This is a genomic window from Pseudomonas sp. BCA17 (genome assembly GCF_004519405.1).
In the GTDB taxonomy this organism is placed as follows: domain Bacteria; phylum Pseudomonadota; class Gammaproteobacteria; order Pseudomonadales; family Pseudomonadaceae; genus Aquipseudomonas.
Map to the genome: position 1 here is coordinate 351,334 of NZ_SGWI01000006.1, position 26,013 is coordinate 377,346.

A 26,013-nucleotide genomic window follows, 5' to 3' on the forward strand; every position below is an offset into this window, starting at 1 on the left:
GATGCTTTGTAAACAAAGAGCGGGGCCGCTTCGCGGCCCAACGGGAGCAAGCTCCCTCGCCACAGGTTACTTTTTAGCCTTTCTCCTTGTTGACTGGCATTAGGAGCCAATCGGTTATTCCATGGCCGCCACCAGACTGCTGATGAACGCAGCACTGTCGATAATGCCGTCATGGTCCGTATCGATCACCACCGAACGCTCGATGCGCCCCTGGCCTATGACTGCCGCCATGTTCTGCTCGATCAGGTCCTTGAAGCGCCCTGCCCGGCTCATGGACGCCCACCAGCAGCTCACGGGGGCCTTGATCGGTTTGAAGTCAGACGCGGTCATGCGCTCGCTCAGTGCCCGGTCAACGTCCCAGGAGATCTGCGCTTCATTGCCCTGCAGCAACGTCTGCCTGATCGCCATAAACGCTTGCCCCAAGGTCTGTTCGGCCCAACTGACGAACACCGACCACTGCTCGTCCTCGGCGTGGCGTTGGCACGCCTGCCAGGCGTCGTGGATCTGTTCGGCAAATGCCGGGAACATTACCCCCAGCAAAGCCGCACGCCGCTCGTTGGCCGAGACCTCGCGATCATCCTGCGTCACCACGGCGTCCCAATAGGGCGTGAGCCACTGCGGTGGCGCCGAGTCGATCCAGCCGACAAACTCGACCTCGCGCCCGGCTTGCTCCAGCCCATAAGCGACTTCCATCGCCAGGTTGCCGCCCAACGACCAGCCCGCCAGGCGGAAGGCGCCCGAGGGTTGCGCGGCCAACAGTTGCGCCGTGTAATCCTCAACCATTGCCTGCCACTGCGGCACCGCCGTGCCGGCTTCCGCCAGTGCGCGACAGATCACTCCGAACACCGGGCGCTGCTCTCTCATTGCCAGGGCAATGGCGGTGTAACAATGCACTGAGCCGAAGCTTGGGTGGAACATATACAGCGGTGTGCCTTGGGTCTGGCTGTTGAGCTTGACGATCAACGAGCTGCGCGTATCGCCCTGCAAGCAGTTGACTTGGCCGCGAACGGTCGGGTTGAGCATCAATTGACTGATGGACAAATCGACGCCGCCGATCTTCCTGATCCGCTCCTTGAGCATCAATACCAGCAACGAATGGCCACCCAACTCGAAGAAGTTGTCGTTCAGGCCCACGCGCTCCACACCGAGCACTTCGCTCCAGATCGCCGCGACGTGCTGCTCCAGCTCGGTCTGGGGCGCCTGATACCGCTCGGTGCCTTGGACCTCGGGCTTGGGCAGTGCCTTGCGATCTAGCTTGCCATTGGGGCTCAACGGCATCTGGTCCAGCACCACCCACTGCGCCGGCACCATGTAGTCGGGCAACAACGCGCTCAAATGGGCGATGACCTCGGCCTTCCAATCGTCCCGCGGCTGTTGCAACACGACATACCCCACCAGGTACGCAGCGTCCACCGCCAGCACGGCGGCTTCACGGATGCACGCGTGCTCCAGCAGGCGTGCCTCGATTTCGCCCAGTTCGATACGCAAGCCGCGCAGCTTCACCTGATGGTCGATGCGCCCGGCGTACTCAATCACGCCATCATCGCGATAACGCGCCAGGTCGCCGGTGCGATACAGCCGCTCGCCAGTGCCGAACGGGTCGGTCACAAAGCGCTCGGCAGTCAATGCCGGGCGACGGTGATAACCACGCGCCAGGCCAACCCCGCCCAGGTACAACTCGCCCAACACGCCCACCGGCGCCGGTTCCAGGTTGCCGTCCAGCACGTAGCAACCGAGGTTGGCGATAGGTCGACCAATCGGGACGGCATCGCGGCCTTCCTCGACACAGGTCCAGTGAGTCACGTCGATGGCCGCCTCGGTGGGGCCGTACAGGTTGTACAAGGCAGCGCCAGGCAGCTTGGCGAACACGTGCTGCTGCGCATCCGCAGGCAAGGCTTCACCGCTGCACACGACGCGTTGCAGGCTATGGCACGAGGCAACGGCCTCATCCTGCAGGAACGCCTGCAACATGGACGGCACAAAGTGCAGCGTGGTGATCCCCTCGGCGTTGATCAGCTTGACCAGCCTGGCCGGATCACGATGATCCCCCGGCGCCGCCACCACCAGGCGCGCGCCGGTCATCAACGGCCAGAAGAACTCCCATACCGACACATCGAAGCTGAACGGGGTTTTCTGCAGCACGCTGTCACTGGCGTCCAGGCCATAGGCCTGCTGCATCCAGCACAACCGGTTGGTCAGGGCAATATGGCGATTGCCCGCGCCCTTGGGCTGGCCAGTGGAGCCGGAGGTGTAAATCACATAGGCGAGGTTCTCGCCGTCGAGCGCAATACCGGGATTGTGCTCGGCGCAGTCCGCCAGCCACGCATCCCCCGGTTCCAGCACAAGGTGTTGTACGCCTTGGGGGATCGGCAGGTGCGCCAGCAGATGCGCCTGGGTCAACAACAACGCCACACCGCTGTCCTCAAGCATGTAGGCCAGCCGGTCACGGGGGTATTCCGGGTCCAGAGGCACGTAAGCGCCGCCGGCCTTGAGCACCGCCAACAGGCCCACCACCATTTCGATCGAACGCTCCAGCGCAAGCCCGACCAATACGTCCGGCCCGACACCGGCTGCGATCAAACGATGGGCCAGGCGGTTGGCCCGAGCGTTCAACTCGGTGTAGCTCAGGTGCTGCTCGCCGAACACCAGGGCCGGTGCATTCGGTGTACGCACCACCTGCGCCTCGATCAATTGGTGCACGGTCTGCTGCAGCGGGTAGGTTTCGGCCGTGGCGTTCCACGCCTGCAGCACCCGTTCGCGCTCGTCACGGGCCAGCGAAGGCAGTGTGGCCAGACGCTGGGAGGCATCGCTGGCCAGTGCTTGCAGCAATTGCTGGAAGTGCTCGGCCAGGCGCTGGATATGCGCCGCCGTAAAGCTCTGGCGGTTGTAATTGAACTCCAGGCCCAGGGTCTCGCCAATCGCCAACAGCACGGTCAGTGGATAGTGGGTCTGCTCCAAGCTGTGTACCGCACCAAAGCTCAGCCCCGACGGCGCGCTCTGTTCCAATGCCTCGGACACCGGGTAGTTCTCGAACACCAGGATGCTGTCGAACAACGCCTCGCCGCCCAACCCGGCCCAGCGCTGGATCTCGAACAGCGGCGTATGCTCCTGCTCGCGCAACCGCACGTTCTGTGCCTGGACCTGTTGCAGCCACTGGCTGACCGACATGTGTGCATCCGGCGTAGCCACCACCGGCAGCGTGTTGATGAACAGGCCCACTTGCTGCTCAATGCCACGCAGTTCCGCCGGGCGTCCGGCCACGGTGGCACCGAAGGCGACCGTGGACTGACCGGTGTGATACTGCAACAGCAACAGCCAGGCACCTTGCACCAAGGTATTGAGCGTCACCTTGTTGCGTTGGGCGAAGGCTTTCAGGCGTTCGGTTTGCGCGGCATCCAGGCTCAAACGGTACTCGCCGTTGGCCCCAGGCTCGGCGCCCTTCACCTCTCGTGCCAGGCGGGTCGGTTCCTGCAGGTTCGCCAGTTGCGCCTTCCAGAAGGCTTCGCTGACTGCCTTGTCCTGTGCCTGCAACCAGGCAATGTAGTCGCGGTAACGTCCGGTCGGCGCCGGCAACGGTTCACCGGCGTATTGCTGCAACACTTCGCCGAACAGCTGCGACCCGCTCCAGCCATCCATCAGGATGTGGTGGTTGGTGTAAATCAGGTGATAACTGGACGCTGCGGTGCGTACCACCTGCAGGCTCAACAACGGCGCCTGCTCCATCACGAAGCCTTGGGTCCTGGCCGCCTGCGCCAGGCTGTCGAGCGCCTGCACGCAGTCTGCACGCTGGCGCCAATCGAACTCGGTAAACGGCAGGCGGGCCTGTTTGTAGACCACCTGCAACGGCTGCTCAAGCTCGGTCTGCCAGAGGAAACCACTGCGCAGAATCTCGTGACGGTCCACCGCCGCCTGCCAGGCCCGGCAGAAACGCGGGACGTCCAGGCCCTGCACATCGATGCGCATCTGGTTGATGTAATCCCCCGAACCTGCGCCATACAACGACTGGAACAACATGCCTTGCTGCATGGGTGACAACGGATACAGGTCTTCGACCTCACCGACGTTCAGCGGCAAGGCATCCAGCTGGGGTTGGGACAACCGCGCCAGGGGGAAGTCAGACGGCGTCACGCCCTGGCTGGTCGACTCACAGCAGTGATCAATCAGCGCCTTCAATTCAGCGGCGTAATCGTCAGCCAACTGCTGGACAGTCGCTTCGTCAAACATCGCCTGGCTGAAACTCCAATTCAATTTCAGCTCGCCGCCATAGATCTGGCCATTGATCTCCAGCCAGTTACCCAAGGGTGCGTCGGGGCTTTGCTCGGCACCGCTGGCGTCATCGGCGGGCACGAACAGCCCCTCTTGCTCGCCGTTGTCGAAGCTGGCGTCGAACTGGCCCAGGTAGTTGAAGGTAATACGTGGGCGCGGCAAGGCGGCCAACGCCTGTTGCGCCTCGGCACTGCCCAGGTAACGCAGCGCGCCGAACCCCAGGCCTTTGTCGGGGACTGCGCGCAGTTGCTCCTTGATCTGTTTGAGGGACCCGGCCAGGGAGTCCGCGGGCACCAGCTTCAGTGGATAGAGGCTGGTGAACCAACCGACGGTGCGGGTCAGGTCGATCTCGTCGAACAGGTCTTCGCGGCCATGGCCTTCCAACCGGATCAACATCGACGCCTCGCCGGCCCAGCGCACGATGACTCGGGCCAGGGCCGTCAGCAGCAGGTCGTTGATTTGGGTGCGGTAAGCACTCGGCGCCTCTTGCAGCAAACGACGGGTATAGGTCGGGTCCAGCTGGGTGCTCACGCTCAGTGCCAGGCGGTTGCTCAAACTCGCATGCGGGTCGGCCACCGGCAAATCGCTCGGGCTGCCTTGCAATTGGGTATGCCACCAGTCCAGCTCGTGCTCCAGCGCCGCGCTGCGCGCATAGGTTTGCAGGCGCTCGGCCCAGGCACGGGTGGCGCTGGTCTTGGCCGGCAATACCACAGGCGCACCTTGGGCGAGTTGCTGATAAGCGCTTTGCAGATCCTCCAGCACGATGCGCCACGACACACCGTCCACCACCAAATGGTGGATCACCAGCAGCAAGCGCTGGGAGCCGTCGGGCAATTGCGCCAGCACCGCGCGCAAGAGGGGGCCGGCAGCCAGGTCGAGGCTGCGCTGGGCTTCTTCGCCCAGGGCGTCCAGCTCTTCGACCCTGCCCAGCGAGGTTTGCCACAGCACCTGATCGGCTTGATGCTGCTGCGGCCCGCGATACGCCGCGCGCCACCCTGTCGCATCCTCGACGAACGTGGTGCGCAAGGCGTCGTGATGCACGATCAACGCCTGCAGCGCCGCGACCAACACCGACGCCTGCAGCGGCTGGCGGGGTTGCAGCACCACGGACTGGTTCCAGTGGTGACGCTGGGGAATCTCATCGGCAAAAAACGCCTGCTGCACCGGCAACAGCAACACCGCGCCGGTCTGCGCCGACTGGTCCAGCAGCACTGCACCCTCGCCTTCACGGGCTACGCCGGCCAGGCTCTGGACGGTCTGGTGCTGGAACAGGTCCTTGGGCGTGAACCGCACACCGGCCTGACGCGCACGGCTGACGACCTGGATCGAAATGATCGAGTCTCCGCCCAGTTCGAAAAAGTTGTCATGCAGCCCCACTTGCGGCAGGCGCAGTACATCGGCCCAGATCGTGGCGATCTTCTGCTCCAGCTCGCTCTGCGGCGCCACATACACCTGCTGCAGTTGGCTCACATCCGGCTTGGGCAAGCCCTTGCGGTCGAGTTTGCCGTTAGGCGTCAACGGCATGCGTTCGAGGAACATCAGGTGCGTGGGCACCATATAGTCGGGCAAACGGCTTTTCAGGGCGCGGCGCAGCGCTTCGCGGCCGTTGGACTGTGCCACTGCGTCCTCCAGCAGTGCCGGGTCCAAAGGCACCACATACGCCACCAGCTGTTTGCCGGTCGGACCTTCCTGGGCCACCACCACGGTTTCACCCACACTGTCCTGTTCACGCAGGCGCGCTTCGATTTCGCCCAGTTCGATACGGAAACCACGGATTTTCACCTGATGGTCGACACGCCCCAGGTAATCCACCACACCATCCGGACGCCCACGCGTCAGGTCGCCGCTGCGGTACACGCGGCTGCCGGGCTTGCCGAACGGGTCCGGCACGAAGCGCTCGGCGGTCAACGCCGGACGCTCCAGATAACCGCGCGCCACGCCCTCGCCGCCCAGGTACAACTCGCCGGCCACACCGATGGGCTGCAGGTTCAATTGCGCGTCGAGCACGTAGCCGCTGCGGTTGCCCAACAGCGTACCGATCGGCGCGTAGACCGCACCGCACGGGTCGCCCTGGCGGGCCTTCCACAACAGCGGCGTGACCACGGTTTCCGTCGGGCCATAGCCATTGAACAGGTAGGTCGGGCGCAGTGCGCGCCAGGCCAGGTCATAACTGGCCTGCGCCACCGCATCCCCGCCGAAGCAATACACGCGCACCGCCGGTGGGTTGCCGTCACGTTCGGCATGCTCGGCCAGTTGTTGCAGGTACACCGGCGGGAACACTGCCACGGTCACCTGGTGCCGGTGCATCTGTTCGTAGGTGTATTCCGGCAGCCACAGGCTGTCGTCGCGGATCAACACGCTGGCACCGTTGATCAGCGGGTGCATCCAGCCTTCGTGGGAGCCGTCGAAGGCGAAGGACATGAAGTGCAATTCGCAATCAGCCGGGCCGGTTTCATAGCGCTCGCCGGTGGCAATGATGTGCGCCACCAACGGGCCGTGGGACACCGCCACCCCCTTGGGCAGGCCGGTGGAACCGGAGGTGTAGATCACGTAGGCCAGATTGTCGCCGTGCAGCGTCACCTGCGGCGCACTGTCGCTGTAACCCGACCATGCCTGCACATCGTCGACCGCCAAGGCTTGCAGACCCTCGGGAATCGGCAGCCGCTGCTGCACCGCCGAGTGGGTCAGCAACAGTTGGGCGCGGCTGTCCTGCATCATGTACAACAGGCGGTCGCGTGGGTATTCCACATCCAGCGGCACATACACACCACCGGCTTTAAGTACCGCGAGAAACGCCACCATGATCTCGGCACTGCGCGGCATGGCGATGGCCACGCGCACTTCCGGGCCGACGCCACGGGCAATCAGCGCATGGGCCAAGCGGTTGGCCTGACGGTCGAGCTCGCCGTAGCTCAGGGTGTGCGCATCGAACTTCACCGCCACTGCATCGGGGTTTTCCCGGGCGCGATCAGCGAACATTTCATGCACCAGGCGCTCGGACGAGAAACCGGAGTCGGTGCAATTCCACAGTTGCAGGATCTGTTGCCGCTCCGCGTCATCCAGCAACGGCAGTTGGCTGAGGTGTTGCCGAGGGTTGGCGACCATCCCTTGCAACAGGTTCTGCCAATGGCGGGCCATACGTTGCACGGTGGCAGCTTCAAACAGGTCCTGGGCATAACCCAAGGTGGCCCAGATGCCTTCGGTGGACTCCTGGATATCCAGGTCCAGATCAAAGTGTGCGGTCTTGCTGTCCCACTCCAAGCCTTCGACCCGCAGTCCTGGCAATTGATGCTGCACCTGCGCCTGGCCGACATCGGTCTGGTGGTTGAACATGACTTGGAACAGCGGGTTGTGGCTGAGGCTGCGCTCCGGCTGCAGGGCTTCCACCAGTTGTTCGAACGGCAAGTCCTGATGCGACTGGGCCTCCAGCGCCCGCTGACGGGTATGTTGCAGCAACTGCTCGACGCTCATCCGGCCGTGCAGATCCGCCTTGAGTACCTGGGTGTTGACGAAGAAACCGATCAGGCGTTCGGTCTCGCTGCGGTTGCGGTTGGCGATAGGCACGCCAACGCGAATCTCTTCCTGGCCGCTGTAGCGGTGCAACAGCGTCTGGAACGACGCGAGCAACAGCATGAACAGGGTGACGCCCTGCTGTTGGGCCAGGGCCTTGAGTTCAACGCTCAAGGTCGGCGCCAGCTCGATGGCCAGGCGCGCGCCGCGATGGCTTTGCACGGCCGGGCGCGGGTGGTCGAACGGCAGCTCCAGCACGCTTTGCTCACCACCGAGCACGTCGCGCCAGTACGCCAACTGACGCTGCTTCTCGCCGGCGTCCATCCAGTGGCGCTGCCACACGGCATAGTCGGCGTATTGGATCGGCAACGCCGGCAACGGCAGGTCCCGCCCCTGGCTGTAAGCGGCATACAGCTGCACCAGTTCTTCGACCATCAATTGCATCGACCAGCCATCGGAGACGATGTGATGCTGCACCAGCACCAACACGTGTTCGTCCGCCGCCAGGCGCAACAAGGTCACGCGCAATAACGGGCCTTGCTGCAAATCGAACGGCTGGGCAATCTCTGCCTCCACCCGCGCCTTGAGCTGGGCTTCATCAATATCAGCCTGGGCGATGTGCAACGTCGCAACCGGCTCAATCACCTGCACCGCACCCGCGTGCTCCTGGCGGATATGGGTGCGCAGGCTTTCATGGCGGGCCAGCAGCGTGTCGAAGCTGCGTTGCAACGCGGCGTGGTCCAACTGCCCGTTCAAACGCAGTGCGCTGGGGATGTGATAGGCCGCGCTGTGGGGCTCCAACTGCCAGAGAAACCACTGGCGCTCTTGAGCGTACGAGAGCGGCAAGGGCTGTTCGCGCCCTGCCGGTAACAACGCCGGAGCCGTGGGCACGGTGGTGTCCTGGGCCTGCATCGCGGCCACGAACGCCTCCAGCCGCGGGTGTTCGAAGATTGCCTTGAGAGGCACCTCCAGGCCCAGCGCCTGGCGAATGCGCGACACCACCTGCATCGCCAGCAGCGAATGCCCGCCCAGTTCAAAGAAGTGCTGGTTCAGGCCGACCCGCTCGACCCCAAGGATATCCGCCCAGATCGCCGCAACTTGCTGTTGCTGCACGGTGACCGGCGCCAGCCACTCCTGCTGCACCTGGCCGGCGTCCGGCTTGGGCAGCGCCTGGCGGTCCAGCTTGCCGTTGGGGTTCAGGGGCATGCGGTCGAGGAAAACCAGGTGCGCGGGCACCATGTAATCCGGCAGATGCTCGCGCAGGGTGGCCATCAGTTGCTCGCCCGCCATGCCCCGCTCGGTGTCGGACAGCGGCCGCGCCGGCACCAGATAGGCCAGCAGTTGGTTGTCGGCCGCCAGCAACAATGCCTCGCGCACGCTGTCCTGGGCCAGCAGCAACGCTTCGATCTCACCCAGTTCAATACGGAAGCCGCGGATTTTCACCTGGTGGTCGACACGCCCGACATACTCGACCACGCCGTCGGCGCGATAACGCGCCAGGTCGCCGCTGCGATACAGACGCTCGCCGGTTGCACTGAACGGGTCGGCGACAAAACGCTCGGCGGTCAGCCCCGGTCGCTGCAAATAGGCGCGGGCCAAGCCACTGGCGCTGGCGATATACAGCTCACCCACGGCCCCGGTCGGGAGCAGGTTCAGATCGCCATCCAGCACATATAAGCCACGCCCCGGCAGTGCACGGCCAATCGGGCTGGCCGCCACACCGACCACGGCGCCGGCGTCGGTGCAATCAAGCACACTGGACACCACCGTGGCCTCGGTCGGCCCGTAGGTGTTGAGCAGCCGCACATGGCCCAGCCCCGCGCGCTGCCACAGCATCGGCCCATCCAGCGGCATGGCTTCGCCGCCGATATGGATCTGCCGCAAGGCCCCGTAAGGGCGTGGCCCGGCTGCCAGACAATCCTGCAGGAACAGTTTCCAGTAGGCGGTGGGCAAGTCGGCCAGGGTAATGCCCTGGGCGATGATCTGCCGGTACAACTCGGCCCCGTCCCACAACTGCGGCCCACGCAACACCACGGTGGCGCCCAGGGTCAGTGCCGGGTACAGCTGCTCGACGAAACCGTCGAAGTTCAGGGTCGCAAATTGCAACACCCGATCACCCGGCACCAGGCGTGAATAATCCGCTGCGATGCCGGCGAACTCACTCAGGGCGGCATGGTCGATGGCGACGCCCTTGGGTTTGCCGGTGGAGCCGGAGGTATAGATCACATAGGCCAGGCTGCTCGGCTCAAACGCCCGTTGCGGGTTCTCGTCGCTGTAGTGCGCCAGTTGCGTGTCGGCAAGGTCGATATCCAACGTCGTCAGTTCCGCCGGCAACGGCAGGCGCGTACGCAGGTGGGATTGGGTCAGCACCCTTTGTGCGGCACTGTCGTCGAGCATGTGCACCAGGCGCTCGCGGGGGTATTCCGGGTCAAGCGGCACATAGGCCCCGCCCGCCTTGAGTACCGCCAGCAGGCTGACCACCATGGCAAAGGAGCGCTCAACGGCAACGCCCACCAGCACGTCCGGGCCTACACCCTGGGCGATCAGGTAATGCGCAAGGCGGTTGGCCTGCCGATTCAATTCGCCGTAGCTGATCACCTGATTATCCAGCACCAGCGCCGGATGCTCGGGTTGGGCCTGGGCCTGGGCCTCGAACCGGCGATGCACCGCCTCGGGCTCGGCGGCCGTCGCCGGGACATTCCATTCGTGCAGCAGCGTGTGGGTGTGCGCCGGGCTCAGCATGGCCAGTTCGGCCAGGCGGCCGTGAGGCGTGCTGACAATGGCTGACAACAGGTTCTGCCAATGCTCGGCCAGACGCTCTATCGTCGCAGCATCGAAAAGGTCGGTGGCATAGGTCAGCGCCGCCCAGAAACCTTCGGCCGACTCATGGGTATCCAGGCTCAGGTCGAAGTGGGTGGTGTGGCTGTCCCAGTCCAGCTCCACCACGCGCAGGCCCGGCAGTTGCTGGCCGTCGCGACGGTTCTGGGCATCGGTCTGGTGATTGAACATGACCTGGAACAACGGGTTATGGCTCAGGCTGCGTTCCGGCTGCAACGCCACCACCAGTTGTTCGAACGGCAGATCCTGGTGGGCCTGGGCTTCCAGGGAACGGCGCTTGGTCTGTTGCAACAGCTCGGCGAAGGTCATCTGCCCGTCAAGGTCGGCCTTGAGCACCTGGGTGTTGACGAAAAAACCGATCAGGCGTTCGGTCTCGACGCGGTTACGGTTGGCAATCGGCACGCCGATGCGGATATCCGATTGCCCACTGTAGCGATAAAGCAAGGTCTGGAACGCGGCCAGCAGCAACATGAACGGCGTCACGCCCTCTTGCTGCGCCAGGCGCCTGAGGCCCGCGACCAGCGCCGAGGGCAGGTGCACTTGCAGGCTCGCACCGCGATGGCTTTGCTGGGCCGGGCGCGGGCGGTCCAGCGGCAGCTCCAGCACCGGTTGCTCACCGCCCAAGAGAGCCTGCCAGTAATCCAATTGGCGGTCCCGTTCCCCCGCTTCCATCCAGCCGCGTTGCCACAGGGCGTAGTCGGCGTACTGAATCGGCAACTGCGGCAATTGCAATTCATCGCCCTGGCTGAAGGCAGCGTAGAGTTGCACCAGTTCTTCGACCATCACTTGCATCGACCAGCCATCGGAGACGATGTGGTGCTGCACCATCACCAGCACATGGTCGTCTTCAGCCAGTTGCAACAAGGTCACCCGCAACAGGGGCGCCTGGTGCAGATCGAACGGCCGCGCGACCTCTGCCTCCACCACTGCCATCAGTTGCGCTTCTTCAATGCACGCCTGATGGATCTCGACCCGTGCTTGAGCCGACACCGTTTGCAGCACACGCTCGCCCTCCTCGACCAACTGAGTGCGCAGGCTCTCGTGGCGGGCCAGCAGGCTGTCGAAACTGCGCTGCAGTGCCGTCAGGTCCAGACGCCCCTGCAAACGCAGGGCACCGGGGATATGGTAGGTGGCGCTCTGCGGGTCCAGTTGCCAGAGGAACCATTGGCGCTCCTGGGCGTAAGACAGCGGCAGAACCTCGGCATCGTGCCGCGTGGGGGCAATCGGGAGTTGAGCGAAACTCATGCCACGGCTTTGCAGGCGCTGGTAGAACTGCTGGCGCTGCTCCAGAGGCAAGCGAAGAAAGCGCGACACCAGGTCGATGTTAGGGTTGGAAAGCATGGTTCAAATCGCCTCTAGTTCGCTCAAAAAGTCACGAAGATCATCAAAATCTTCCGCGCTGCCGGCGCGGAAGGTGGCTGCGGCCTGTACGTAGGTGCGCAGCGATTCGGTCTGGAACAGCTCCACCAGCGGCACCTCCAGGCCCAGTTCAGCCTGCACCCTCGAGGTGATCTGGATCGCCAGCAAGGAGTGACCGCCGACTTCAAAGAAGTTGTCGTTCAAGCCCACTTGCGGCAGGCGCAGCACCTCGGCCCAGATCGCGGCGATCTGCTGTTCCAGTTCGCTTTCAGGGGCCACGTACCGCTGTTGCAATAAGCTCGCATCCGGCTCGGGCAAGCCCTTGCGGTCGAGTTTGCCGTTGGGGGTCAGGGGCATCTGCGCCAGGAACATGAAGTGCGCGGGCACCATGTAATCCGGCAGGCGGGCTTTCAGGGCGCGACGCAGGGTGTCGCGGAATTCCGCCTGATCGGCCAGGCCGGCATCGGCCGGCACCACATATGCCACCAGCTGCTTGCCGGTCGGACCTTCCTGGGCCACCACCACGGTTTCACCCACGCTGGCCTGTTCACGCAGGCGCGCTTCGATTTCGCCCAGTTCGATACGGAAACCACGGATTTTCACCTGGTGGTCGACACGCCCCAGGTAATCCACTACGCCATCCGGGCGCCCACGCGTGAGGTCGCCGCTGCGGTACACGCGGCTGCCGGGCTTGCCGAACGGGTCCGGCACGAAGCGCTCGGCGGTCAACGCCGGGCGCTCCAGGTAACCCCGCGCCACGCCCTCGCCGCCCAGGTACAACTCGCCGGCCACACCGACGGGCTGCAGGTTCAATTGCGCGTCGAGCACGTAGCCGCTGCGGTTGCCCAACAGCGTGCCGATCGGTGCATAGACCGCACCGCACGGGTCGCCCTGGCGGGCTTTCCACAGCAGCGGCGTGACCACGGTTTCCGTCGGCCCATAGCCATTGAACAGGTAGGTCGGGCGCAGTGCGCGCCAGGCCAGGTCATAACTGGCCTGCGCCACCGCATCACCGCCGAAGCAATACACGCGCACCGCCGGTGGGTTGCCGTCACGTTCGGCATGCTCGGCCAGTTGTTGCAGGTACACCGGCGGGAACACCGCCATGGTCACCTGGTGCCGGTGCATCTGCTCGTAGGTGTATTCCGGCAGCCACAGGCTGTCGTCGCGGATCAACACGCTGGCGCCATTGATCAGCGGGTGCATCCAGCCTTCGTGGGATCCGTCGAAGGCGAAGGACATGAAGTGCAATTCGCAATCAGCCGGGCCGGTTTCATAGCGCTCGCCGGTGGCAATGATGTGCGCCACCAGCGGGCCGTGGGACACCGCCACCCCCTTGGGCAAGCCGGTGGAACCGGAGGTGTAGATCACGTAGGCCAGATTGTCGCCGTCCAGCGTCACCTGCGGCGCGCTGTCGCTGTGGTCGGCCCAGTCCTCGGGGCGATCAATCGCCAGGGTATCCAGGCCCTCGGGAACCGGCAGTTGCTGCAACGCCACGGTATGGCTCAGCAGCAGTTGCGCACGGCTGTCCTGCATCATGTACAGCAGGCGGTCGCGCGGGTACTCAATGTCCAGGGGCACATACACGCCACCGGCCTTGAGCACCGCCAGGAAAGCCACCATGATCTCGGCACTGCGCGGCATGGCGATGGCCACGCGCACTTCCGGGCCGACGCCACGGGCGATCAGCGCATGGGCCAAGCGGTTGGCCTGGCGGTCGAGCTCGCCGTAGCTCAGGGTGTGCGCATCGAACTTCACCGCCACCGCCTCGGGGTTTTCCCGGGCACGGTCGGCGAACATTTCATGCACCAGGCGCTCGGACGAGAAGCCGGAGTCGGTGCAATTCCACAGTTGCAGAATGTGCTGTCGCTCCGCTTGACCCAGCAGATTCAACTGGGCGATGGGCTGCTGTGGATCGGCAACCATCGCCTGCAACAGGTTTTGCCAGTGCCCGGCCATGCGCTCGATGGTGGCAGGCGCAAACAGGTCGGTGGCGTAACTCAGGGATGCGCGCAACGCCTCGCGGCTTTCCTCTACGTCCAGCGCCAGGTCGAACTGCGCGACGCCTTCATCCCAACTCAATACCTCGACATGCAAGTCGGCCAGTCGTTGCAAATGGCTGTCAGCCGATGTGACGCGGTGGTTGAACAGTACCTGGAACAACGGGCTCAGACTCAGGCTGCGCTCCGGTTGCAGCGCTTCCACCAATTGCTCGAACGGCAGGTCCTGATGGGCCTGGGCCTGCAGCGAGCGTTGGCGCACCTGGGCGAGCAATTGCTCCACGCTCATTGGCCCGTGGATATCGGCCTTGAGCACTTGGGTATTGACGAAGAAGCCGATCAAGCCCTCGGTTTCCAGGCGGTTGCGGTTGGCGATCGGCACACCGACGCGCACATCTTCCTGGCCGCTGTAGCGGTGCAGCAGCGCCTGGTAGGACGCCAGCAAGACCATCGGCAACGTCACCCCGGCGTTTTGCGCCAACGTACGCAACCCGGCCAATAAGTCAGGCGCCAGCTCGATGCCCAAACGTGCACCGCGATGGCTCGGCACCGCCGGGCGCTGGTGGTCGAACGGCAATTCCAGTACCGGTTGTTCACCGCCCAATTGCTCACGCCAGTAAGCCAGTTGACGCGCCTTTTCCCCGGCCTCCATCCAGTTGCGCTGCCACACGGCATAGTCGGCGTACTGGATCGGCAACGCCGGCAGGTTCGGCAGCTCACCGTGGCTGAAGGCGGCGTACGACTGCACCAGCTCCTCGACCATCAGTTGCATCGACCAGCCATCGGAGACGATGTGGTGCTGCACCAGCACCAACACGTGATCGTCCTCGGCCAGACGCAACAAGCTGACCCGCAGCAATGGCCCGCGCAGCAGGTCGAACGGGCGTGCGACCTCCTCGGCGACCCGGGCCTTGAGGTCGGCATAGGCCGTGTCGGCCAGGGCAATGTCGATCACGCCGGACGCTTCAATGACCTGCACCGTGCCGCCGGTGTCCTGGCGCAAATGGGTACGCAGGCTTTCGTGACGGGCCAGCAAGGCGTCGAAACTGCGTTGCAGCGCATCCAGGTCCAGTGGGCCGTGCAAACGCAACGCGCTGGGGATGTGGTACGCCTGGCTGTGGGGGTCCAGTTGCCAGAGGAACCATTGGCGCTCCTGGGCATACGACAGCGGCAAGGGTTGCGTGCGGTCGGCCTTGAGCAGCGCCGGCGCGGCTACGCCCTCTTCGCCCAGGGCACGCACGAAGTCACCCAGCAAGGGGTGTTCGAACAGGGTCTTGAGCGCAACTTCCAGGGCCAGCGCCTGACGCACCCGCGACACCACCCGCGTGGCCAGCAGTGAATGCCCGCCCAGTTCGAAGAAGTGATCGTCGAGGCCGACTTGCGGCACGTCCAACACCTCGGCCCAGATCGCCGCGACCAACTGCTCCCGTGGGCTGACCGGCGCCACATGGCGTTTGAGCGACAGGCTCGCGTCCGGTTTGGGCAGTGCCTTGCGGTCGAGTTTGCCATTGGGGGTCAAAGGCAAGCTGTCGAGCATCAGCAGGTGCGCGGGCACCATGTAATCCGGCAGGCGCTCGCGCAAAGCGGCTTTGTACGCCTCCTGCGTGTCGGGCGCCGAACTCACCAGGTAGGCAATCAAGCGGTCGTTATCGGCAAGCACCACGGCCTCACGCACGCCGTGGTGTTCACGCAGGCAGGCCTCGATCTCGCCCAGCTCGATGCGGAAACCGCGCACCTTGACCTGGTGGTCGACCCGGCCGATGTACTCCACCACACCGTCGACGCGGTAACGCGCCAGGTCGCCGGTGCGATACAGGCGTTCGCCCGGGGCGCCGAAGGGGTTGGGTACGAAGCGTTCCGCCGTCAGTGCCGGGCGCTCGTGGTAACCGCGCGCCAAACCCACGCCGGCGATCAGCAATTCACCCGGGGCGCCCACCGGGCACGGGGTCATGCCGGCATTCAGAATAAACAGCGCGGTATTGGCGATCGGTCGCCCGACAAAAGGCTGCGCCTCCAACAGGCGGTGGGCAGCCGACCAGATGGTGGTTTCCGTCGGGCCATAGAGGTTCCACACCGGCCCTTGCAGGTCGAGCAGGCGCTGGGCCAGGTCCGTGGGCAGAGCCTCGCCGCCACACAGGCATTGGATGCCACGCAACAGCTCGGCCCGCGGGCTGTCGAGCAGCATGCGCCAGGTCGATGGGGTGGCTTGCAGGACACTGGCGGATTGTTGCTGGGCCAGGTCGAGAATAGCCTCCGGGTCGAGGGCCATTTCCTGGCCGCTCAACAACAGCGTGGCGCCGACCGTCAGCGGTACGTAGAGCTCCAGGGCAAAGATGTCGAACGAGAACGTGGTGAGCGACAGCACCCGCGCATCCGCGTCGATGTGCAGGGTGTCGGCCATGCCGCTGGTAAAGCTGCACAGCGCCTGGTGACGCACCATCACGCCCTTGGGCTTGCCCGTGGAACCGGAGGTGTAGATCACGTAAGCCAGGTGCTCCGGCAAAACATTGACCTGGGGGTTGTGTTCGGCGCCATCGACGTCATCCACCCGCAGCACCTGCAGCCCCTGCGGTTGCGCCAGTTGCCCGAGCAGGTGCGCCTGGGTCAACAGCACGCGGGCGCGGCTGTCTTCAAGCATGAAGGCCAGTCGCTCCGCCGGGAATTGCGGGTCGAGCGGCACGTAGGCGCCACCGGCCTTGAGCGTGGCCAGCAGGCTGACGATCATGTCCGCCGAGCGCTCGACATGCACGGCCACCAGCACATCCGGGCCGACGCCCGCGGCGATCAGGCGGTGAGCCAGACGATTGGCGCGCCGATTGAGTTCGCCATAGCTCAGGGCGTGCTCGTTGAACTGCACGGCCACCGCGTCCGGCCGGGCCTGCGCCTGGGCTTCGAACAGCTGATGTACACCGCGCCCGCATGGGTAAGGGGTGTCGCTGTGGTTCCAGTCACTCACCAGTTGCTGCCATTGCGGCGCGCCGAGCATCGGCAGCTCATCCACGGCCACGCACGCATCACGCACCACGGCGCGCAGCAGGTTTTGCCAATGCCCGGCCAGGCGCTCCACGGTCGCCGGTTCGAACAGATCGGTGGCGTAGGTCAACGACGCCCACACACCGTCGGCCGATTCTTCGGTTTCCAGGTTCAGGTCGAACTGGGTGGTGTGAGCCGCCCAATCCACCGGCTGCAGCGCCAGGCCGGGCAAATGCAGCTGGCCTGGGCGCAGGCTGTCCTGGTGGTTGAACATCACTTGGAACAGCGGGTTGTGGCTCAGGCTGCGCTCCGGTTGCAGCGCTTCCACCAACTGTTCGAACGGCAAGTCCTGATGGGCCTGGGCCTCCAGGGCGCGATGCTTGACCTGGGCCAGCAACTGGTCAAAGGGCATGTCCCCGCTGAGGTCGGCTTGCAGCACTTGGGTGTTGACGAAAAAGCCGATCAGTCGCTCGGTTTCCAGGCGATTACGGTTGGCAATCGGCACCCCGACGCGGATCTGCGACTGGCCGCTGTAGCGATGCAACAGGGTCTGGAACGACGCCAGCAGCAACACGAACAAGGTCACGTCCTGGCGTCGGGCCAGGGCCTTGAGCTCTTTCACCAGCGCACTGTCCAGGTGCAGGGTGTGCCGGGCGCCGCGATGGCTTTGCTGTGCAGGGCGCGGGTGGTCCAGGGGCAGTTCCAGCACATCTTGCTCAGTGCCCAGGCGTTCACGCCAGTAATGCAGCTGGCGCTGGGTTTCACCCGCCGCCATCCAGTCGCGCTGCCACACCGCATAGTCGGCGTACTGGAACGGCAACGCCGGCAGCGCAGCCTGGCCCTGGTAGAGCGCCACCAGCTCGTCGACCATGACTTGCATCGACCAGCCGTCGGAGATGATGTGATGCTGGGTGATCACCAGCACATGGTGATCGGCCGCGATGGCCAGCAGCTTGACGCGCATCAGCGGGCCGTTGCGCAAGTCGAATGGACGCTGGATTTCCGCGGATACCGCGCGTTCGACTTTCGCAGCGTCGACCTGTTGGTGATCGATAGAAATCGTCAGGTCAGGGTGAATCACCTGCCAGGTTTGTTCACCCTCCTCTGCAAAGGTGGTGCGCAAAGGTTCATGGCGTTGCACCAGGGCGTCAAAGGCCAACTCCAGCGCCGCGATGTCCAGCGGGCCGCGCAGATGCAAGGCGCTGGGCACGTGATACGCGGCGCTGGCCGGGTCCAGTTGCCAGAGGAACCATTGGCGCTCCTGGGCAAAGGACAAGGCCAGCGGCCGGTCCCGCGGCACGGCCACCAGCGCTGGCGTGGCGTCGGCTTGCAACGCTGCGCACGCCGCTGCGAACGCTGCCAGGGTCGGCTGTTCGAACAGCGTGCGCAAAGGCACTTCCAACTTCAGCGCGTGGCGTACCCGGGAAACCACTTGGGTCGCCAGCAGCGAATGACCGCCACGCTCGAAGAAGTGGTCATTGAGCCCTACCTGCTCAACCTGCAGCACGGCCTGCCAGATCGCCGCCAGTTGAATGTGCAGGGCACTTTGGGGGGCCACATAGGCGTTTCGCGCCAGGTTCAGGTCCGGCGCCGGCAGTGCGCGTCGGTCGAGTTTGCCGTTGTTGTTCAGGGGCAAGGCATCCAGCACCTGCCAATGGGCCGGCACCATGTAGTCCGGCAGGGACTGGCGCAGGGTGCTTGCCAGGGCCTGCGTGTCCAGCGTCTGCTCCCGGGCGGCGACCACGTACGCCACCAATTGCGCGCCGGTTGCACTCGGCTGAGCGATCACCGCCGCTTCACGCACCTGGGGCAAGGCTTGCAGGCTGGCTTCGATTTCGCCGATTTCGATACGAAAACCGCGAATTTTCACTTGATGGTCGATTCGCCCGACGTACTCCAGGGCCCCGGCCGCGTTGTAACGGGCCAGGTCGCCACTGCGATAAAGCCGCGCACCGGGCACGGTGGAAAACGGATCCGGCAGGAAGCGTTCGGCGGTCAGCGCCGGGCGGTCGAAGTAACCTTGGGCCAGCCCGGCTTCGGCGCCGATGCACAGCTCGCCCACGCCATCGGTGGCCAGCAATTGGAAACCGCTGTCGAGCACATACAGCGAACGCCCCTCAATTGCCCGTCCAATCGGCACACCGAACACATCGCTGGCATCGGCCGGTTGGCAGTCATGCACACTGGAAACCACGGTGGCTTCGGTCGGCCCGTAGGTGTTGACCAGGCGCACGTCGCCCAGCCCCGCCGCATGCCAGGCACGCAGCCCTTCCACCGACATGGCTTCCCCGCCCACATGCACCTGGCGCAGCTTACCCAGTGGGCGACGGTCGACGGCGCACTCCTTGGCCAGCAAGTACCAGTAGGCCGCCGGTAAGTCAGCCAGGGTCACGCCCTGCCCGACGATTTCCCGCGCCAGTTGGCCGGCATCCCACAGTTCATCGCCGCGCATGATCAGCGCCGCGCCGACACACAGCGGCGGGTAGCACTGCTCGACAAAGCCGTCGAAGCTGAAGGTGGCAAATTGCAGCACGCGATCCTCGGCAGTCAGGCGGCTGTAGCCTTCGGCGCTGTCGCAGAACTGACCGAGGGCCGCGTGGTCGATGGCCACGCCCTTGGGCTGGCCGGTCGAGCCGGAGGTGTAGATCACGTAGGCCAAGTCAGCCGCCGTTGCCCGGTTGAGCGGATCGCTCGCAGGGTAGCCGGCGCACTCGTCGCCGCTTGCAGTGAACGCCAGGCGAGCCAGACCTTGGGGCAACGGCAGATCATTGAGCAGCCCGGTTTCGCTGAGCAACAGGTCGAGGCGACTGTCGGCCAGCATGTAGGCCAGACGCTCGTTCGGGTAGTTCGGGTCCAGCGGTACGTAGGCCGCACCGCTCTTGAGCACCGCCAGCAGGCTGACGATCAACTGCGGGCCACGCCGCGCAGCCAGCCCAACACGCCGGCCCGGACCTGCGCCCAGTTCCAGCAGACGATGGGCCAGGCGGTTGGCGCGCTCGTTGAGTTGGGCATAGCTCAAGCGCGCGTCCCCCGCCTGCACCGCCAAGGCATGCGGTGTGGCCTGGGCTTGAGCGGCGATGCGCGCATGCACCAGCGTGGACTGGCGGGCCGCGACGGCGGATTGACTGGATGCAAGCACGTCGCGCTGTGCGGCGGCGTCCAGCAGTTGCAGGTTGCCGAGCGGCGCCTGGGCATCGGCAACCATTTGCGTCAGTACGTGCTGCAGGTTGGCGCTCAAGCGTGCGACTTGCGCCTCGCTGAAACGCGCACGGTCATAGCTGAATTCCAGGCGCAGGCTGGCACCCAGTTCGATGCCCAGGGTCAGCGGGTAATGAGTGCGTTCATGGTTGTGCAACGTGCCGAAGCTCAGGCCGGCAGGCGCGCCTTGTTTCAAGGCTTCGGCCACCGGGAAGTTTTCAAACACCAGCAAGGTGTCAAACAGCGCGGCGCCTTGTTGACCGACCCAGCCCTGGATGTCGTAGAGCGGCACATGCTCATGATCACGCAGTCTGAGGTTCAGCGCTTGCAGCTCGCCGAGCCAGTCGGCAACCGGCTGCGCCGGTGATGCCGCACTGATGATCGGCAAGGTGTTGATGAACAGGCCCAGTTGCTGTTCGATCCCCGGCAACGGCGCCGAGCGCCCGGCCACGGTGGCACCGAACGCCACGCACACCTGACCGGTGTAGCGTTGCAGCAGGAGACTCCAGGCCCCTTGCAACAGCGTGTTGAGGGTAACTTTGTGCTGGCGGGCACAGGCGCCGAGTTGCTGGGTGAATGCGCTGCCGAGTGCCACGTGATGGTCAGCCATGCCCACGCCGTCGACCGGCGCACGCAGCGCATCGGCCAGCAGGGTTGGGCTTTGCAAGGGTGCCAGGGCGGCCTTCCAGAACGCCTCGCCCGACGCCTGCTGCTGCAGCCAGCCCAGGTAATCACGGAACTGCCCCAATGGCGCGGGCAACGCCTGGCCGGCGTAGAGGGCGATGACTTCGCTGAGCAACTGAGCGTTACTCCAGCCATCCATAAGGATGTGATGGCTGGTGAAGATCAGGTGCCAGGCCGTGCCCACGCCGCGTACCAGCATCAGACGAAACAGCGGCGCGCTGCTCAGCTCGAAGCCGCGTTCGCGCTCGGCGGCGGCCAGCGCGTTGAAGTCGGCATCGGCGTCTTCAATCACCTGCAACTGCAAGTCGACCTGGCGCTGGATCACTTGGTGGGCGCTGTCCAGGCCCTGCCAATGGAAGCTGCTGCGCAGGATGTCATGACGGTCCAGCACCGCCTGCCAGGCGCGGCCGAACGTCAGCAGGTCCAGGCCTTCGATGTCCAGGCACAGTTGATTGATGTAAGCCTGCCCTTGAGGCTCGTACAAGGTATGGAACAGCATGCCCTGCTGCATGGGCGACAACGGATAGAGGTCGGCGATGGTCGGCCCGGCGACCGGCAACGCGTCCAGTTGCTGCTGGGTCACGCCTGCCAGCGGGAAGTCCGACGGCGTGACCTGCCCTGCCGGCGTGGCGCAGCAGTGCTCGATCAAAGCTTTGAGTTCCGTAGCGTAGTCATCCGCCAGGCGCTGGATGGTCGCGGCGTGGAACATGTCGCGACTGAAGCCCCACTGCAACGCCAGCTCACCGCCGTACACCTGCCCTTCCACCGTCAGCCAGTTGGCCAGCGGGGCCTCGGGGTCCTGGGCCTGGCCGCTGCCCTCGGTGGCCGGTACAAACAGCGCGGACGCATTGAACTGGCGGTCGAACTGCCCCAGATAGTTGAAGGTGATACGCGGCGCGCCCAGCCCCGCCAGGGATTCGCGCGCCTCAGGCGCACCGAGGTAGCGCAGCAGGCCGTAGCCCAGCCCCTTGTCGGGCACCGCACGCAGTTGTTCCTTGACCGACTTGATCGCGCTCGCCAGCTCACCCTCCGCCTGCAAACGCACCGGGAACAGGCTGGTGAACCAGCCGACGGTGCGCGTCAGGTCGACACCGTCGAACAGGTCTTCACGACCATGCCCTTCCAGCTGGATCAGCGCAGCGGGCTGGTCGCTCCAGCGGCCGACCACGCGGGCCAGGGCCGTCAGCAACAGGTCATTGACCTGGGTGCGGTAAGCCGCCGGCGCTTCTTGCAGCAACTGGCGGGTGTATTCGACATTCAGGCGGATTTCAATTTTGCTGCCCAGGCGATTCTGCAGGCCGCCGTGGGGGTTGTCGCACGGCAGCTCGGTATCCATGGCCTGCGCCTGCCAGTACGGCAGCTGCGCATCCAGGCGCTGTGCATGCGCTTGCAACTGCTGCGCCCACTGCTGGAAAGCACTGGTCTTGGCCGGCAGTGGCGCGTCGCGGTAAGCCTGTTGCAAGTCTTCCAGCAGGATGCGCCAGGACACGCCGTCCACCACCAGATGGTGCACCACCAGCAACAGGCGCTGGCTGCCATCGCCGACGGTGACCAGGGCGGCACGCAGCAACGGCCCCTGGGCAAGGTCGAGACTGCGCTGGGCTTCTTCACACAATGCGGCCAGTTCAGTGTGGTCATTGGCCTGGCACTGCCACACAGCAGTTGCGCCGACAGGCGCCGCATAGGTCTGCTGCCAGCCGTCGGCGTGCTGCACAAAACGCAGGCGCAGCGCATCGTGATGGTTGATCACTTGTGTCAGCGCGGCTTCCAGGCGTGCAGGCTCCAGCGCCTCACGCGGGGTCAGCAGCAACGATTGGTTCCAGTGGTGACGCGCCGCAATCGCCTGGGCGAAAAAGCTCTGCTGCACCGGGGTCAAGATCACTTCGCCGCTGACCGGGCCTTGGTCAATCGCGCTGGCCTGCTCGAAGGTCGCGATCAACGCCAGGCTGCGCACACTCTGGTACTGGAACACGTCACGCGGGCTGAGGCGAATCCCCGCCTGGCGTGCACGGCTGACCACCTGGATGGAGATGATCGAATCGCCGCCCAGCTCGAAGAAGTTGTCGTCCAGGCCGACCCGGTCCAGCCCCAGCACATCGCCCCAAATCGCCGCCAAGGCTTTTTGCAGCTCGCTTTGCGGGGCAATGAACGCCTGTTGCGGCGTGGCATCCGGCAGCGGCAAGGCCTTGCGATCCAGCTTGCCGTTGGCGGTCACCGGCAGTTTGGCCAGCGCAATCAGGTGCGTCGGCACCATGTATTCCGGCAGGCTGCCGAGCAGCCAGGCCTTGAGGTCGGCGGGTTCATCGTTTGCGTGCACCAGGTAGGCGACCAACTGTTTGCCGCCCTGCACCAGCACCACGGCCTCACGCACCGAAGGGTGCAGCATCAGGCGCGTCTCGATTTCGCCCAGCTCAATGCGCAGGCCGCGCAGTTTCACCTGGTGATCGAGGCGACCGAGGTATTCGATCACACCGTCGCCACGCTGGCGCACCCGGTCGCCAGTGCGGTACAAGCGCTCGCCGCACAGGAACGGGCTCGGTACAAACCGCTCGGCCGTCAGCGCCGGGCGACGATGGTAACTGCGCGCCAGGCCCGTGCCCCCCAGGTAAAGCTCACCCGAGACGCCGGCAGGCACCGGGTTGAGCTGGGCATCGAGCACGTACGTGGCCAGGTTGGCGATCGGACGGCCGATGGGCACGCTGTCGGCGCCTTCGTCGACGCAGGTCCAGTGCGTCACGTCGATGGCGGCTTCGGTCGGGCCGTAGAGGTTGTACAACCCCACACCCGGCAACTTGGCGAAAACCTGTAGTTGCGCATCCAGCGGCAAGGCCTCACCGCTGCACACAATGCGCTTGAGGCCCGTGCAGGCGCGCACACCCGGCTCATGGATGAAGGCCTGGAGCATCGAGGGCACGAAATGCAAGGTGGTGATGGCGTAGCGGCCGATGGTTTCGATCAAGCGCGCCGGCTCGCGGTGCTCCCCCGGAGCGGCGACCACCAGGCGCGCGCCGGTCATCAGCGGCCAGAAGAATTCCCATACCGAGACGTCGAAGCTGAACGGGGTTTTCTGCAAGACCGCGTCGCCGGCATCCAAACCGTAGGCCTGTTGCATCCAGCACAAGCGGTTGACCAGGGCACGATGGCTGTTGCCGGCACCCTTGGGCTTGCCGGTGGAGCCGGAGGTGTAGATCACATAGGCCAGGTTCAACGCCTGGACAGTCACGGCCAGCGGTTCGGTGCTGTAGCCGTCGAGCCAGCCGGCGGCCTGATCCAGGGCAATCACCTGGGTACCTGCGGCGGGTAGCATCGGCAGCAGGCTGTGCTGGCTGAGCAGCAAGGTGATGCCGCTGTCTTCGATCATGTAGGCCAGGCGATCCTGCGGGTACTCAGGGTCCAGCGGCACATAGGCACCGCCCGCCTTGAGGATGGCCAGCAGCCCCACCACCATCTCGATGGAACGCTCGACGCAGATCCCGACCAGCACATCCGGGCCGACGCCCCGCTCGCGCAAGGCATGGGCCAGTTGGTTGGCGCGAGCGTCGAGCTGGGCGTAGCTGAGGGTGCTTGCGCCGAATTGCAGCGCCGGGGCGTGCGGCGTGCGCTGTGCCTGGTCCTCGATCAACTGGTGAATGCCGCGCTCGGTCGGGTACGCCTGGGCGGTCTGATTCCACTCGCTCACCAGCACCTGATGCTCGTCGGCAGCCAGCATCGGCAGTTCACCGACGCGTTGCTCGCCATCGGCGACCATGGCGTGCAGCAGGCTGATCCAGTGACGCGCCATGCGCTCGATGGTGGGCGCATCGAACAGGTCGTTGGCGTACGTCAGCGCGGCATGCAGGGTGCCGGACTTTTCAAAGGTGTCGAGGGTCAGGTCAAACTGGGTGGTGCGCCCTTGCCACTCCACCAGGGCCAGTTCCAGACCGGAGGCGGTGCTGACGGCGGCGATATCCGCCACCTGCGGCTGGTGGTTGTACATCACCTGGAACAGCGGCGTGTGGCTGAGGCTGCGCTCGACTTTCAAGGCCTCCACCAGACGCTCGAACGGCAATTCCTGATGGGCCTGGGCACCGAGGGCGTGCTCCTTGATGCCTTGCAGCAACTCGGCAATGCGGGTTTGCCCGGTCAGTTCAGTGCGCAGCACCTGGGTGTTGACGAAGAAGCCGATCAGCCCTTCGACTTCGGTGCGGTTGCGATTGGCGATGGGCACGCCGACGCGAATATCGCCCTGCCCTGTGTAGCGATGCAACAACACGTTGAACGCGCCGAGCAGCAGCATAAACAGGGTGACGTTATGGGTTTGCGCGCAACTGCGCAGTTGCGCGGCCAGTGCCGGGTCAATCGCGAAATTATGGCGGGTGCCCCGATAACTGGGCATGGCCGGACGCGGGCGATCGGTGGGCAGTTCGAGTACCGGATGCTCGTCACCCAGGCGCGCCTGCCAGTAGTTCAACTGGCGCGCCTGCTCCCCCGCTTCCAGCCAGCGGCGCTGCCACAAGGCGTAGTCGCTGTACTGGATGGGCAACGCCGGCAATTGCGGGGTTTCGTTGCGCTCATGGGCGTCGTAGCAACGGATGAACTCGTCGATCAATACGTTCATCGACCAGCCATCGGAGACGATATGGTGCAAGGTCAGCAGCAACACATGCTCCTGCTCGTCGAGCTTGAGCAGCTGCACGCGCAGTAGCGGGCCGTTTTCCAGGTCGAACGCCAGCAGCGATTGGCGGGTGGCCGCGTCTTGGACGGCTTGCTCGCGCGCGTCAAGCGGCAATGCACTGAGATCCAGACGCTCTATGGCCAGCGACGGCAGCTTAGCGACTTGCTCCAGGCGATCATCTGCCTGGCGCTGGAACACTGTGCGCAAGGTTTCATGGCGTGCAACAAGGCTGGCGAAGGCTTGCTCCATGGCGTGCACATTCAGGTCGCCCTTCAGCCGGACGGCGCCAGGCAGGTTGTAGGCAGCACTTGCAGGGTCCAACTGCCAGAGAAACCACATGCGCTGCTGGGCGTAGGACAGCGCCTGGCGATCCTCCACTTCCACCCCCGCCGGAATCGGAAACCGGGAAAAGTCCACGCCTTCTTTCTGCAAGGCTTGCAGGAACAATTGGCGTTTTTCCAGGGGCAGCCCGATAAACCGGCGAGCAAGTTTCAAGGAGTCTTCAGCATTCATTTCTTGGAGTCCGGAGCA

The 26,013-nt window shown here is 64.8% G+C and carries 2 protein-coding genes; both read right to left on the reverse strand.

The window, feature by feature from the left end; genetic code table 11:
- Positions 1 to 114 precede the first annotated feature (114 nt).
- Positions 115 to 11,955 (reverse strand): non-ribosomal peptide synthase/polyketide synthase, encoded by an 11,841-nt coding sequence (locus tag EXW71_RS22380; RefSeq protein ID WP_134659590.1) that lies wholly within the window; start codon positions 11,953 to 11,955, stop codon positions 115 to 117.
- 3 nt (positions 11,956 to 11,958) lie between these two features.
- On the reverse strand, positions 11,959 to 25,995 hold the full coding sequence (locus EXW71_RS22385; protein ID WP_134659588.1) for a non-ribosomal peptide synthase/polyketide synthase: 14,037 nt from the start codon (positions 25,993 to 25,995) through the stop codon (positions 11,959 to 11,961).
- Positions 25,996 to 26,013: the final 18 nt, after the last annotated feature.

Bases quoted from the DNA above. Each gene is read 5' to 3' on its own strand.
- EXW71_RS22385 (WP_134659588.1), bottom strand. From the start codon at position 25,995: ATGAATGCTGAAGACTCCTTGAAACTTGCTCGCCGGTTTATCGGGCTG.
- EXW71_RS22380 (WP_134659590.1), bottom strand. From the start codon at position 11,955: ATGCTTTCCAACCCTAACATCGACCTGGTGTCGCGCTTTCTTCGCTTG.